Raw genomic sequence first — 12,590 nt, 5'->3', positions numbered from 1 at the left:
AGAATTAGCCTGAAATTAAAAGGTCTGAGTCCAATTGAATATCGAACCCAGACCTATGTGCCTCGTGTTTAACTGTCCAACTTTTTGGGGTCAGTACAACCCGAGGCTACTCCCTCAACTCCGAACAAGTTGAGAGTAGCCTCTTATTCTTTTTTTGACAAGGAGTAAAAGGCATGACGCCATTAAAAACTGCGTTAGGCATCGTCTTTATTATTTGCCTGACGATAGTGATCTTTACCTTTATTACTCGAGGTAAGTTATGCGAGTTTTCAATAAAGGGTGAACATCAGGAGGTGGCGGCTAAATTAGCCTGTAACGCAGGCTAACCTCTACGGGCGGAACCACTGTTCCGCCCGGCTTGCAGGATGCTGAGGTCTTAATGCACCCATTTTTTTCTTCTGTCGCCGCGATTATACTGCGCGGCGTGTACCCCGATGATAAGAACCTATGAAACATATTTTTCTGTTGTTGTTACTTTTTACATCGCTTGTCCGTGCCGACGAGATTGGCAGCCAGTACAAAGAACAGGCTGAAGCGGGTGACGCCCGTGCCCAGTATTATTTGGCCGATACATACTTTAGCTCCGGTGACAGCAAGCAGGCCGCGCTGTGGGCCGAGAAAGCCGCTAAAGGTGGCGACGTCGACGCCATGGGGCTGCTCTCGCAAATCCTCTTTACCCAGGGAAATTATGCGCAAGCTAAGGCACTGGCGCAGCAGGCAACCATCGCAGGCAGCAAACGCGGCGCGATCATGCTGGCGCGCGTGCTGATCAACACTCAGGCAGGTAAAACTGACTATCCTCAGGCCATCAAACTGCTGCAAACGGCGGCCGAAGATATCGACAACGACTCTGCGGTAGATGCGCAAATGCTGCTGGGGCTGATTTATGCCAACGGCGTTGAAGTGGCCCAGGACGACGTGCAGGCCGCCTCGTGGTTCAAGCGGAGCTCGGCACTTTCACGCACGGGCTACTCCGAGTACTGGGCAGGGATGTTGTTCAGGCAGGGTGAGAAAGGCTTTATCACGCCCAATAAACAGAAAGCGCTGTACTGGTTGAACCTGAGCTGCACTGAAGGCTTTGATACCGGATGCGAAGAGTTTGATGCGCTGAGCGGAGAGTAAAGTGCCGGGTGGCGGCTTCGCCTTACCCGGCCTACAAAATCCGTAGGCCCGGTAAGCGCAGCGCCACCGGGCTTAGGATGTTACTGGTCGGCCGTCTTATCAAAACGACCCAGCACCTCGCGTTCATACGCCAGCGCTTTTTTACGATCGAATTTGTGTTCCCACTTGGCGATAACCAGCACCGCCAGGGCATTCCCCACCACGTTCAGCGCGGTACGCGCCATGTCGAGGATACGGTCGACACCGGCGATAAACGCCAGACCTTCCAGCGGAATACCGACGCTGCCAAGCGTTGCAAGCAGCACCACGAAGGAGACGCCCGGAACGCCTGCAATACCTTTGGACGTCACCATCAGCGTCAGCACCAGTACGATCTCCTGCCACAGCGACAGGTCAATGCCGTACAGCTGCGCAATAAAGATAGCGGCGATGCTCTGGTACAGCGTCGAACCGTCCAGGTTAAAGGAGTAGCCGGTCGGTACCACGAAGCTGGTAATAGAGGCAGGCGCGCCGTAGGCCTCCATCTTCTCAATGATGCGCGGCAGCACGCTCTCAGAACTTGCCGTGGAGTACGCCAGAATCAGCTCATCTTTCAGGATGCGAATCAGGATCCAGATGCTCAGCCCGCACAGGCGCGCCACGACCCCCAGCACCACCAGCGCGAAGAACAGAATGGCGAAGTGAACCAGGAGCACCAGCTTCGCCAGCGGCCACAGGGAGGCAAAACCGAAGTTCGCCACGGTCACCGCGATAAGCGCAAACACCCCTACCGGCGCGTAACGCATCACCATGTGGGTCACTTTGAACATGGTTTCGGAGATAGAGCGAAACACGGTCACCAGCGGCTCACGGTGCGTCGCCGGCAGGGAAGAGAGCCCCAGACCAAACAGTACCGAGAAGAAGATGATGGGCAGCATCTCGCCCTTCGCCATCGACGCCACGATGTTGGTCGGCACCAGCGACAGGATAGTGCCCATCAGGCCATGCGCATGGCTCTGCACGTCAGCGGTCGTACTTTGGTATTTCGAAATATCCACCGTGGCCAGCTGCGACATATCGATCCCGGAACCCGGCTGGAACACGTTCGCCAGCGTGATACCGAGGATAATCGCAACCGTAGTGATCACTTCGAAATAGATAATGGTTTTCGCACCAATACGGCCTAACTGCTTCGCATCGCCGACGCCCGCAATACCGACCACCAGCGTCGAGATCACAATCGGTACCACAATCATCTTGATCAGATGAATAAAGATATCCCCTGCCGGAGAGAGCAGGTTCGCAATCAGCCATTCGCGGCTGTCGCTATGATAGTGGAGGTAACTGCCCAGCAAGATGCCCAGCACAAGGGCGATTAAGATCTGCCAGGCAAGGCTGACTTTAACGTTTTTCATAGAAACTGACTTCCTCAATGAAGCGCCTTATTCATTCAAACTGCATGAACAGGGAGACATACTGAAAGGGTATGAATTGTGTTGCGTTGGTTTATGGGATTTTTTAACGCGGCGTATGAGTATCATTTGCGCGACCTGTTGCGCAAGCCTTAAAGAACGACGCGTTTCACTCACAAAAGCGACGATGACGGGAGTATGTTCTAATTCTGATAAATAACCTTTTGTTATAAAAACGCTTTTTTAAACATAAATGTGAATAATCGTCAGCATCAATTATTTTCCTTCAAAGTTTCATTCGCTCATTTTTCATACTCTTCAAACAATGCGTGATCTGTAGCCCAAATAATAAACAAAGCTTGTAAAGCCCCTACAATTAACGTTTTTGCGACATATTATTAACATCTTACAAGGAGAAAAAAAGCCATGAGCCAAATACATAAACACGACATTCCCGCAAATATTGCGGACCGTTGCCTGATCACCCCGGAGCAGTATCACGAGAAATATCAGCAGTCTATCACCGCCCCGGACACCTTCTGGGGTGAGCAGGGCCATATCCTTGACTGGATCAAACCTTATCAGAAGGTGAAGAACACCTCCTTTGCGCCCGGCAATGTCTCCATTAAATGGTATGAAGATGGCACCCTTAACCTGGCGGCGAACTGCCTCGATCGTCACCTCGCCGAGCGCGGGAATGAGACAGCCATCATCTGGGAAGGCGATGACGCCTCGCAAAGCAAACATATTACGTACAAAGAGCTGCACCGCGACGTGTGCCGCTTCGCCAACGTCCTGCTGGAAAAAGGCATTAAAAAAGGCGATGTGGTCGCTATCTATATGCCGATGGTGCCGGAAGCGGCGGTGGCCATGCTGGCCTGCGCGCGTATCGGTGCGATCCACTCGGTGATTTTCGGCGGGTTCTCGCCAGAGGCGGTTGCGGGCCGTATTGTCGATTCCAGTTCAAAACTGGTGATCACCGCCGATGAAGGCGTGCGCGCCGGGCGCGGTATCCCACTGAAGAAAAACGTCGACGAAGCGCTGAAAAACCCGAACGTCAAAACGGTCAGTAACGTCATCGTCCTTAAGCGTACCGGCGGCAAAATCGACTGGAACGAGGGGCGCGACCTGTGGTGGAGCGACCTGATCGAGAACGCGAGCGACCAGCATCAACCGGAAGAGATGAACGCAGAAGATCCGCTGTTCATTCTTTATACCTCCGGCTCCACCGGTAAGCCGAAAGGCGTACTGCACACCACCGGCGGCTATCTGGTCTATGCGGCCACCACCTTCAAATACGTCTTCGACTACCATCCGGGCGACATCTACTGGTGTACCGCCGACGTGGGCTGGGTTACCGGACACAGCTACCTGCTGTACGGCCCGCTGGCCTGTGGCGCAACAACGCTGATGTTTGAGGGCGTACCAAACTGGCCGACCCCGGCGCGTATGTGTGAGGTGGTCGACAAACACCAGGTCAACATTCTCTACACTGCGCCAACGGCGATCCGCGCATTAATGGCGGAAGGCGATAAAGCCATCGAAGGCACTGACCGCTCTTCATTGCGCATCCTCGGTTCCGTGGGTGAGCCAATCAACCCGGAAGCCTGGGAGTGGTACTGGAAGAAAATCGGCAACGAGAAATGCCCGGTGATGGACACCTGGTGGCAGACCGAAACCGGCGGCTTCATGATCACCCCGATGCCGGGCGCCACGCAGCTGAAGGCCGGTTCCGCAACCCGTCCGTTCTTCGGCGTGCAGCCTGCGCTGGTGGATAACGAAGGCAACCCGCTGGAAGGCGCCACCGAAGGCAACCTGGTGATCACTGACTCCTGGCCTGGTCAGGCGCGTACCCTGTTCGGCGATCACGATCGCTTCGAGCAGACCTACTTCTCGACCTTTAAAAACATGTACTTCAGCGGCGACGGCGCGCGTCGTGACGAAGATGGCTATTACTGGATAACCGGGCGCGTGGACGACGTGCTGAACGTCTCCGGCCACCGTCTGGGCACCGCTGAGATTGAATCGGCGCTGGTGTCGCATCCGAAGATTGCCGAAGCGGCGGTTGTGGGCATTCCGCACAACATCAAAGGCCAGGCGATTTACGCCTATGTCACCCTGAACCACGGTGAAGAACCGTCGCCTGAGCTCTACGCTGAGGTACGCAACTGGGTGCGTAAAGAGATTGGCCCGCTGGCGACGCCGGACGTGCTGCACTGGACCGACTCGCTGCCGAAAACCCGTTCCGGCAAAATTATGCGTCGTATCTTGCGCAAAATCGCGGCTGGAGACACCAGCAACCTCGGCGATACCTCAACGCTCGCGGATCCTGGCGTGGTGGAAAAACTGCTCGAAGAGAAGCAGGCCATCGCGATGCCTTCCTAGTGTTTTCTCCCTCTCCCTGTGGGAGAGGGTCGGAGTGAGGGCATCAGACCGCACCTCACCCCCAAATTTGACCGCACCTTCCTCCCCTCACCCTAACCCTCTCCCCAAAGGGGAGAGGGGACTAAAAACAAACCTACCTTACCTTTGGAGACTCTGTGATGAATAACGATATTTGTCAGCAGATAGAGAATAGTGCGCACTACAGGGAGCTCGTCGATAAGCGGCAACGGTTTGCCTTCATCCTTTCCATCATCATGCTGATTATCTATGTCGGCTTTATTCTGCTGATCGCCTTTGCGCCGCACTGGCTGGGCACCCCGCTGCACGAGGGGACCAGCGTGACGCGCGGTATTCCCATTGGCATTGGCGTAATTGTGATTTCATTTGTGCTGACCGGCGTTTACGTCTGGCGCGCGAACGGTGAATTCGATCGACTTAATAAAGCGGTACTGCAAGAGGTAAAAGCATCATGAAGAGAATTCTGACGGCGCTCGCCGCCACGCTTCCCTTTGCCGCCCACGCGGCGGATGCGATTACCGGCGAGGTACAGCGCCAGCCAACCAACTGGCAGGCGATTGTGATGTTCCTGATTTTTGTGGTGCTGACGCTGTATATCACTTACTGGGCGTCGAAACGCGTGCGCTCCCGTAACGATTACTACACCGCAGGCGGCAACATTACCGGCTTCCAGAACGGGCTGGCGATCGCGGGTGACTTTATGTCCGCCGCCTCGTTCCTCGGGATCTCCGCGCTGGTCTACACCTCCGGCTATGACGGCCTGATCTACTCCCTCGGCTTCCTCGTCGGCTGGCCGATCATCCTGTTCCTGATTGCCGAACGCTTGCGCAACCTGGGCCGTTATACCTTCGCAGACGTGGCCTCGTATCGCCTGAAGCAGGGTCCGATTCGCACCCTCTCCGCCTGCGGTTCGCTGGTGGTGGTGGCGCTGTACCTGATTGCGCAGATGGTGGGCGCGGGTAAATTGATCGAACTGCTGTTCGGCCTGAACTACCACGTCGCGGTGGTGCTGGTTGGCGTGCTGATGGTGATGTACGTCCTGTTCGGCGGCATGCTGGCAACCACCTGGGTGCAGATCATCAAAGCGGTATTGCTGCTGTTCGGCGCCAGCTTTATGGCCTTTATGGTGATGAAGCACGTCGGGTTCAGCTTCAATAACCTGTTCACCGAAGCGATGGCGGTCCACCCGAAAGGGGAAGCGATCATGAGCCCGGGCGGGCTGGTGAAAGACCCGATATCCGCGCTCTCGCTCGGTCTCGGCCTGATGTTCGGTACTGCGGGCCTGCCGCATATCCTGATGCGTTTCTTCACCGTGAGCGATGCGCGTGAAGCGCGTAAGAGCGTCTTTTACGCCACCGGTTTCATGGGTTACTTCTATATCCTCACCTTTATCATCGGCTTTGGCGCGATCATGCTGGTGGGGGCGAACCCGGCGTTTAAAGACGCGGCGGGCGCGCTGATTGGCGGTAACAACATGGCGGCGGTGCACCTGGCGGACGCGGTGGGCGGTAACCTGTTCCTCGGCTTTATCTCCGCCGTGGCCTTCGCCACCATTCTTGCGGTGGTTGCAGGGCTGACGCTGGCAGGCGCGTCTGCGGTATCGCATGACCTCTACGCCAACGTCTTCCGCAAAGGCGCGAGCGAGCGCGACGAGCTGAAGGTCTCGAAAATCACCGTGCTGGTGCTGGGCGTCGTGGCGATTCTGTTAGGCATTCTGTTTGAGAAGCAGAACATCGCCTTTATGGTGGGGCTGGCCTTCTCGATTGCGGCAAGCTGCAACTTCCCGATCATCCTGCTCTCCATGTACTGGTCGAAGCTGACCACCCGTGGCGCGATGATTGGCGGCTGGCTGGGGCTGCTGACGGCGGTGATCCTGATGATTCTGGGCCCGACCATCTGGGTGCAGATCCTCGGTCACGCAAGCGCTATCTTCCCGTATGAATACCCGGCGCTGTTCTCGATCGCCGTGGCGTTTATCGGCATCTGGTTCTTCTCGGCCACCGACAATTCGCCGGAGGGTAACCTGGAGCGTGAGAAATTCCGCGCCCAGTTTATCCGCTCGCAAACCGGCCTGGGCGTCGAGCAGGGCCGCGCGCACTAAGCCTTTCTCCCCGGTCATTCTGGCCGGGGAGCTTAGAACATCACCCACGCCACCAGCGGCGCAATCAGCACCATTACCACGCCCGAAAGCATCATCACCAGGCTCGCGACAACGCCCTCCTGCTGCCCCAGCTCATACGAACGTGCCGTGCCCGCCCCATGCGATGCCGCGCCAAACCCCGCGCCTTTCGCCATCCCTTCCCGGATAGAAAGCCGCAGAAAGAGCATATCCCCGACGGCCATCCCAAAGACGCCCGTCACCACCACAAACAGCGCCACCAGATCCGGTTGCCCGCCGAGCGGTTTAGCAGCCGCCAGCGCAAACGGCGTGGTTACCGAACGCACTGCCAGGCTGCGCTGAATTTCATCGGGCAGCGTAAACAGCCGCGCCAGCCAGACGGAGCTACACACCGCCACCACCGTGGCGGTGATTACACCCGCGCTGAGCGACATCCAGTGGCGTTTGATAATGGCGAGGTTGTCGTAAACGGGGACGGCAAAAGCGATGGTCGCCGGGCCGAGCAGCCACAGCAGCCAGTGGGATTCGCCAATGTAGTTCTGCCAGGAGATGTGGCCGAAGACCAACATCAGCACCAGCAGGATCGGCGTGAAGACCAGCGGCATCAGCGGCAGGGCATGAAAGCGGCGATAGAGCCGCTTGTTGGCGAAGTAGATCGCCAGCGTCGCAATCAGGCACAAGACGCTGATCTGAAAGTTAGTCATGTTTGTGCCTGCTGATTTCAAAGCGATACACTTTATCCACCACCCAGGCGGTCGCCCCCAGCACCATCAGCGTACTCAGCGCGATAACCGCAAAGATTCGCCAGCCGTCCACCATCAGCAGCTGCGCATAGTTCACCACCGCCACCACCGCCGGAACAAAGAACAGCAGCATCTCCGCCAGCAGCCAGCGCGCCCCGGCGCGTACCCAGTTAAGGGGGATTACGCGGCACAGAATAAGCGTCAGCATCAGCAGCATCCCGACAAGATTGGCGGGCAGCGGCAGATGCAGCCAGCCGACAAGATATTCCGCGAAAACAAACAGTCCCGCGTAGAGCAGTACCTGCACCGGGACCTGGAATCGTTGCACAACGGCAGGCGTAACACGGCTTAACGCCACGGCCATGGGGGTTTTCCTCAAAAATGAGACGAGGCGCCAGTATAGAGAGCGCACGGTATGGACTGAAATGAATTAAAATCATCAAAGGTATAGTTTCGAGGAATAATCATGGACATAAGAACGCTGCGCTATTTTGTCGAAGTGGTTCGTCAGCAAAGTTTTACCCGCGCAGCGGAGAAGTTGTTTGTTACCCAGCCCACCATCAGCAAGATGCTGAAAAACCTCGAAGATGAACTGAACTGTACCCTGCTGATCCGCGACGGGCGCAAGCTGCTGCTGACCGACACCGGACGCGTGGTGTTCGAACGCGGGCTGGCGATTCTGGCGGAGTTTCGCCAGCTGGAAGCAGAGCTGGGCGATATCAATCATCTGAAGAAAGGTGTCCTTCGCCTCGGCATTCCGCCAATGGTGGGGATGATGATGGCCGGGCCGATTAGCCTGTTTCGCCAGCGTTATCCCGGCGTTGAGCTGAAGATTTCGGAGTTTGGTGGGTTAACCGTCCAGCAGGCCGTCACCAACGGCGAGCTCGACGTGGCAATGACCGCCCTTCCCGTTGAGGAAGAGAGCGGTCTGGCGACGCTTCCGCTCTTTAGCCACCCGCTGTGCGTGCTGGTTCCCCGCTCCGGCGACTGGCTGAAGTTAGACTCGGTGAGACCTGAACTGCTCGGCGAGCACCCTCTGCTGATCTACAACGAAGACTTCGCTCTCAGCCGCCAGCTGATGACGCTGTTTAACCAGCATAACGTCAAGCCGCGCATAGCGGTGCGCAGCGGACAGTGGGATTTCCTGGCGGCAATGGTGCAGGCCGGCGTGGGGATTGCGATTCTGCCGCAGCCTATCTGCGAGCGGCTTGATAAAAACACGCTGCGCTGGATCCCGCTGGAGAGCGACCTGCACTGGCAGCTGGGGATGATCTGGCGTGAAGGGGTGTATTTATCGCAGAGCGCGCAGGCGTGGCTGCAGTGTTGTGAGGGGTTTTGGGTGCGGTCACCCTAACCCCTGGGCTCGATCGGTTCCCTCTCCCCTGTGGGGAGAGGGCTAGGGTGAGGGGCAAAAACAGCGCTACTGATTCTCTATCAGCAGCGCTTCCAGCAGGTCCAGATCGTGCAGCAGCTTTTGCAGCGTTTCGTTGCTGATCTGCCGCGTGGCGCGTAGATGGTACAGCTCGGCGCGCTCTGAGCGCAGCGCCGCCAGGCGGAACCGGCGCTCCAGGTTTTCCTCCTGCAGCGAGCTTTCCACATCGTTACGCCCGTCCGCGCGGCGGCGCAGGTTACCAATCACGCGGGAACTGACTTCCGTCAGCAGCTGATTGTCGATGTTCTCTTCCGCATCCGCGGCCAGACGCTCTTCCATCTTCTGAATCGCGACAATTGCCACTTCGGCGGTGGCTGCCCGGGCAATACGCTCCTCTTTATGCTGCTGGGTCGAATCACCGGCATCAATATGCTGGAGTAAAATCGGCAGCATAATCACGCCGACAAACAGGGAGAACAGAATCACGCCCGCCGCCAGGAAGACCAGCTCGTAGCGCGCCGGGAAGACATCGCCCGTGGGCAGCAGCAGCGGAATGGAGAGTACACCGGCAAGGGTGATCGCCCCGCGTACGCCCGCAAAAGAGGCGATCAGCAGTTCACGCGTTGTCCACGAACCAAACTCCATCGGCTTTTTCTTCAGGAAACGTACGCTGAAGTTTTTCATCGTCCACAGCCAGCCGAAACGCACCAGCATCAGCGCCATGTAGATCAGCACGATGTCGGTAAACAGCATCCAGACCTCAACGTTCGGATCGGCTTCGGCCGCCACCAGCGAGGATTCCATAATGCCCGGCAGCTGCAGGCCCAACAGCAGGAACACCATGCCGTTAAAGACAAATTCCAGCATGGCCCAGGTGCTGTTGGCACGCAGACGCATGGCCAGCGGCGCGCGGCGCATTACGCCGGAACGGGTGATGGTCATCCCCGCCGCAACCGCTGCCAGAATGCCCGACACGCCGATATGTTCGGCAATCAGATAAGAGGCAAACGGCAGCAGGAACAGCAGTACGATCTGCGTTGCGGGCTCATCGCCGCCCCAGCGGCTGAGGAAGCGCAATGAGCGGCCATACAGCCAGCTCACCACGAAGCCTGCGAGAATACCGCCAATCGCCACCTTGAAGAATTCCAGCGTCGCGCCGCCGACGGTAAACACCATCGTGCCCATCGCAACGGCCACGGCAAACTTCAGGGCAACCAGGCCGGAGGCGTCGTTCATCAGCGCCTCACCCTGTAAAATCCCCATGATTTTCTTCGGAATACGGCCTTCACCCACAATGCCGGACAGCGCCACGGCATCGGTTGGCGACAGCACGGCGGCCAGCGCAAAAGCCGGTATTAATGGAATACCCGGTACCGCCCAGTAGATCAGAAAACCAATCCCGACGACGGTGACCACCACCAGCGCCAGCGCCAGGCCGAAGATCTCGCGCCCGTGCTCAAGGAATTCGCGCGTGGGCGTTTTCCAGCCATCGGCAAACAGCAGCGGCGGGATAAACAGCACGAGGAACAGTTCGGGGTCAAATTCCACGTGCAGGCCAAACGTCGGCCACGCCAGCAGCGCGCCGATGGCAATTTGCATTAATGGCAGGGGGACCTGAAAGGGCAGTACGCGTGTAACCACCCCGGATAGCGAGACCACAAGGGTCATGATGAGTATTGTGAAGAAGATTTCCATGCGTTCCCTGTTTGCTGTGTTGCTTATTTACTCCGGAAGGCGTCGTGCCTTTTATTCTATCTTCCCCAGAGTAACGCAAAAGGCAACAGGATGAGTCCTGAAAATAAAAACGGGCGGCCTGAGCCACCCGTTTTCGCATCAATGGACAACTTAGATTGCCCAGCCGCCCGCGTAGAACGCTACCAGCGCAACGGCGATAATCACGGTGCCAACGTTCAGCTTGCGCCATTCACCGGAGACCAGACGACCAATCACCAGCGACGCGAAGCCAATCATAATGCCGGTCACGATGTTACAGGTCAGGACGATGAAGACCGCGGTGATCAGGCCAGACATGGCGTCCACGAAATCCGCAAAGTCGATTTTCGCCACGTTGCTCAGCATCAGCAGGCCAACGTACATCAGCGCTGGCGCGGTCGCATACGCCGGAACCAGATAGGAGAGCGGAGAGAGGAACAGGATCAGCATGAACAGCACGCCGACGGTGATCGCCGTCAGGCCGGTTTTACCGCCTGCCGCCGTACCCGCTGCGGACTCGATGTACACCGCCGCAGGCGCCGCGCCCACCAGACCAGAGAAGACGCTGCTCAGGGAGTCAGTGGTCAGCGCTTTGCCGCCGTCAATAATCTGACCGTCTTTATCCAGCAGGTTCGCCTGACCGGCCACCGCACGAATGGTACCGGTCGCGTCAAACACGGCGGTCATGACCAGCGCCAGCACGCTTGGCAGGATCACCGGGTTCAGCGCGCCAACGATATCCAGGCTGCCAATCAGGGAGTTGCCTTTGTCATCGCTCAGCGACGGCATGGCGAAGATACCGGAGAAGTGTACGGTTGGATCGAAAATCAGGCCGACGATGGATACACCGATAATGGTCAGCAGAATGCCGCCCGGGACTTTCAGTTTTTCCAGACCGATAATCACCGCCAGGCCGATCAGCGACATAATCACCGGGAAGCTGGCGAAGTGGCCCAGCGCCACCGGCAGACCGTCCAGCGGGTTCTTGATGACCAGACCGACGCCGTTGGCGGCGATCAGCAACAGGAACAGGCCGATACCGATGCCGGTACCGTGCGCCACGCCCTGCGGCAGGTTGCGCAAAATCCAGCTACGGATGCCGGTCGCCGAAATCACGGTAAACAGCACACCCATCAGGAACACGGCACCCAGCGCAACCGGTACGCTGATGTGCTGTCCCAGCACCAAGCTGAACGCGGTAAACGCGGTCAGAGAGATGGCGCAACCAATCGCCAGCGGCAGGTTCGCCCACAGGCCCATCACGATGGAGCCCACGCCGGCCACGAGGCAGGTCGCCACAAAGACGGCCGCTGGCGGGAAGCCTGCTTTGCCCAGCATGCCCGGCACAACGATGACGGAATAAACCATCGCCAGAAACGTTGTCAAACCGGCAACAATTTCCTGGCGCACGGTGCTGCCGCGGGCCGAAATTTTAAACATGGCGTCAAGTGAACCGCCAGTACGCGCAGATGGCGTAGACATAGAAAACATCCCCTGAGAGTTTTTTAGGAAGTTTGTAAGCGAGGTGGAGACGCCACTGCCAGCTGAACGTCAAATCCTTGTGTTGCGTTTGTGACGAAAGGGCGTCACAAAAAAAGCAAACGTTTAGCTCCGCGCTTACAAACGGGTGGTCAAATTAAGGCAAACGATTATCTAGCGTAATCCCCGCCCTTTTCAACTGAACTTTCTCGTTTTTCTCTAAAATTCACTTATGACGCTGAAGAAAT

General features: G+C 57.3%; 11 protein-coding genes. 6 read left to right on the top strand and 5 right to left on the bottom strand.

Annotated elements, in window-relative coordinates:
- Positions 1 to 173: 173 nt before the first annotated feature.
- The gene (locus ACMWLG_RS17425; protein WP_032644722.1) at positions 174 to 326 is read left to right on the top strand and encodes a Hok/Gef family protein; all 153 of its coding nucleotides are present in this window, start codon (positions 174 to 176) and stop codon (positions 324 to 326) included.
- A 121-nt stretch (positions 327 to 447) separates the two neighbouring features.
- Positions 448 to 1,122 carry a tetratricopeptide repeat protein gene (locus ACMWLG_RS17420; RefSeq protein WP_045402468.1) on the top strand — a complete coding sequence of 225 codons (675 nt, stop codon included), beginning with the start codon at positions 448 to 450 and terminating at the stop codon, positions 1,120 to 1,122.
- An 80-nt stretch (positions 1,123 to 1,202) separates the two neighbouring features.
- Here ACMWLG_RS17420 and gltP read toward each other — a convergent pair whose 3' ends face one another.
- Complete coding sequence (gene gltP / locus ACMWLG_RS17415) at positions 1,203 to 2,516, bottom strand: glutamate/aspartate:proton symporter GltP (protein ID WP_045355265.1); 1,314 nt, start codon at positions 2,514 to 2,516, stop codon at positions 1,203 to 1,205.
- Between the two features lie 423 nt (positions 2,517 to 2,939).
- Here gltP and acs point away from each other — a divergent pair, with 423 nt between their 5' ends.
- From acs to actP, 3 genes are all read left to right on the top strand, one after another.
- The gene (gene acs / locus ACMWLG_RS17410; RefSeq protein ID WP_045402471.1) at positions 2,940 to 4,898 is read left to right on the top strand and encodes an acetate--CoA ligase; all 1,959 of its coding nucleotides are present in this window, start codon (positions 2,940 to 2,942) and stop codon (positions 4,896 to 4,898) included.
- A gap of 158 nt (positions 4,899 to 5,056) precedes the next feature.
- On the top strand, positions 5,057 to 5,371 hold the full coding sequence (locus ACMWLG_RS17405; RefSeq protein ID WP_028017918.1) for a DUF485 domain-containing protein: 315 nt from the start codon (positions 5,057 to 5,059) through the stop codon (positions 5,369 to 5,371).
- The gene (gene actP / locus ACMWLG_RS17400; protein ID WP_023310064.1) at positions 5,368 to 7,017 is read left to right on the top strand and encodes a cation/acetate symporter ActP; all 1,650 of its coding nucleotides are present in this window, start codon (positions 5,368 to 5,370) and stop codon (positions 7,015 to 7,017) included. The genes ACMWLG_RS17405 and actP overlap by 4 nt, the downstream gene beginning before the upstream one ends.
- Before the next feature lie 32 nt (positions 7,018 to 7,049).
- Here the strand turns inward: actP and ACMWLG_RS17395 are convergent, their stop codons facing one another.
- Together ACMWLG_RS17395 and ACMWLG_RS17390 are read right to left on the bottom strand one after the other, a co-directional pair.
- Positions 7,050 to 7,739: an LrgB family protein gene (locus ACMWLG_RS17395; protein ID WP_023310063.1), complete on the bottom strand. Its 690-nt coding sequence runs from the start codon at positions 7,737 to 7,739 to the stop codon at positions 7,050 to 7,052.
- Positions 7,732 to 8,142: a CidA/LrgA family protein gene (locus tag ACMWLG_RS17390; protein WP_045402473.1), complete on the bottom strand. Its 411-nt coding sequence runs from the start codon at positions 8,140 to 8,142 to the stop codon at positions 7,732 to 7,734. The genes ACMWLG_RS17395 and ACMWLG_RS17390 overlap by 8 nt, the downstream gene beginning before the upstream one ends.
- Before the next feature lie 102 nt (positions 8,143 to 8,244).
- Here ACMWLG_RS17390 and ACMWLG_RS17385 point away from each other — a divergent pair, with 102 nt between their 5' ends.
- Positions 8,245 to 9,132 (top strand): LysR family transcriptional regulator, encoded by an 888-nt coding sequence (locus tag ACMWLG_RS17385; RefSeq protein ID WP_045402475.1) that lies wholly within the window; start codon positions 8,245 to 8,247, stop codon positions 9,130 to 9,132.
- Between the two features lie 66 nt (positions 9,133 to 9,198).
- Here ACMWLG_RS17385 and ACMWLG_RS17380 read toward each other — a convergent pair whose 3' ends face one another.
- Both ACMWLG_RS17380 and ghxP read right to left on the bottom strand, forming a co-directional pair.
- The gene (locus ACMWLG_RS17380; protein WP_023310060.1) at positions 9,199 to 10,845 is read right to left on the bottom strand and encodes a Na+/H+ antiporter; all 1,647 of its coding nucleotides are present in this window, start codon (positions 10,843 to 10,845) and stop codon (positions 9,199 to 9,201) included.
- A gap of 150 nt (positions 10,846 to 10,995) precedes the next feature.
- Positions 10,996 to 12,345 carry a guanine/hypoxanthine transporter GhxP gene (gene ghxP / locus ACMWLG_RS17375; RefSeq protein ID WP_023310059.1) on the bottom strand — a complete coding sequence of 450 codons (1,350 nt, stop codon included), beginning with the start codon at positions 12,343 to 12,345 and terminating at the stop codon, positions 10,996 to 10,998.
- Positions 12,346 to 12,590: the final 245 nt, after the last annotated feature.

This window comes from Enterobacter sp. 01-M-02-SI-ECC, from assembly GCF_047530595.1.
In the GTDB taxonomy this organism is placed as follows: Bacteria; Pseudomonadota; Gammaproteobacteria; order Enterobacterales; family Enterobacteriaceae; genus Enterobacter; species Enterobacter cloacae_M.
Note: the sequence above shows the minus strand (reverse complement) of the source record. Positions and strands in the feature narration are given on the sequence as shown.

Coding starts and splice junctions, on each gene's coding strand:
- ghxP (WP_023310059.1), bottom strand. CDS start 12,345: ATGTCTACGCCATCTGCGCGTACTGGCGGTTCACTTGACGCCATGTTT.
- actP (WP_023310064.1), top strand. CDS start 5,368: ATGAAGAGAATTCTGACGGCGCTCGCCGCCACGCTTCCCTTTGCCGCC.
- ACMWLG_RS17405 (WP_028017918.1), top strand. CDS start 5,057: ATGAATAACGATATTTGTCAGCAGATAGAGAATAGTGCGCACTACAGG.
- ACMWLG_RS17390 (WP_045402473.1), bottom strand. CDS start 8,142: ATGGCCGTGGCGTTAAGCCGTGTTACGCCTGCCGTTGTGCAACGATTC.
- ACMWLG_RS17420 (WP_045402468.1), top strand. CDS start 448: ATGAAACATATTTTTCTGTTGTTGTTACTTTTTACATCGCTTGTCCGT.
- gltP (WP_045355265.1), bottom strand. CDS start 2,516: ATGAAAAACGTTAAAGTCAGCCTTGCCTGGCAGATCTTAATCGCCCTT.
- ACMWLG_RS17385 (WP_045402475.1), top strand. CDS start 8,245: ATGGACATAAGAACGCTGCGCTATTTTGTCGAAGTGGTTCGTCAGCAA.
- ACMWLG_RS17425 (WP_032644722.1), top strand. CDS start 174: ATGACGCCATTAAAAACTGCGTTAGGCATCGTCTTTATTATTTGCCTG.
- ACMWLG_RS17380 (WP_023310060.1), bottom strand. CDS start 10,845: ATGGAAATCTTCTTCACAATACTCATCATGACCCTTGTGGTCTCGCTA.
- ACMWLG_RS17395 (WP_023310063.1), bottom strand. CDS start 7,739: ATGACTAACTTTCAGATCAGCGTCTTGTGCCTGATTGCGACGCTGGCG.
- acs (WP_045402471.1), top strand. CDS start 2,940: ATGAGCCAAATACATAAACACGACATTCCCGCAAATATTGCGGACCGT.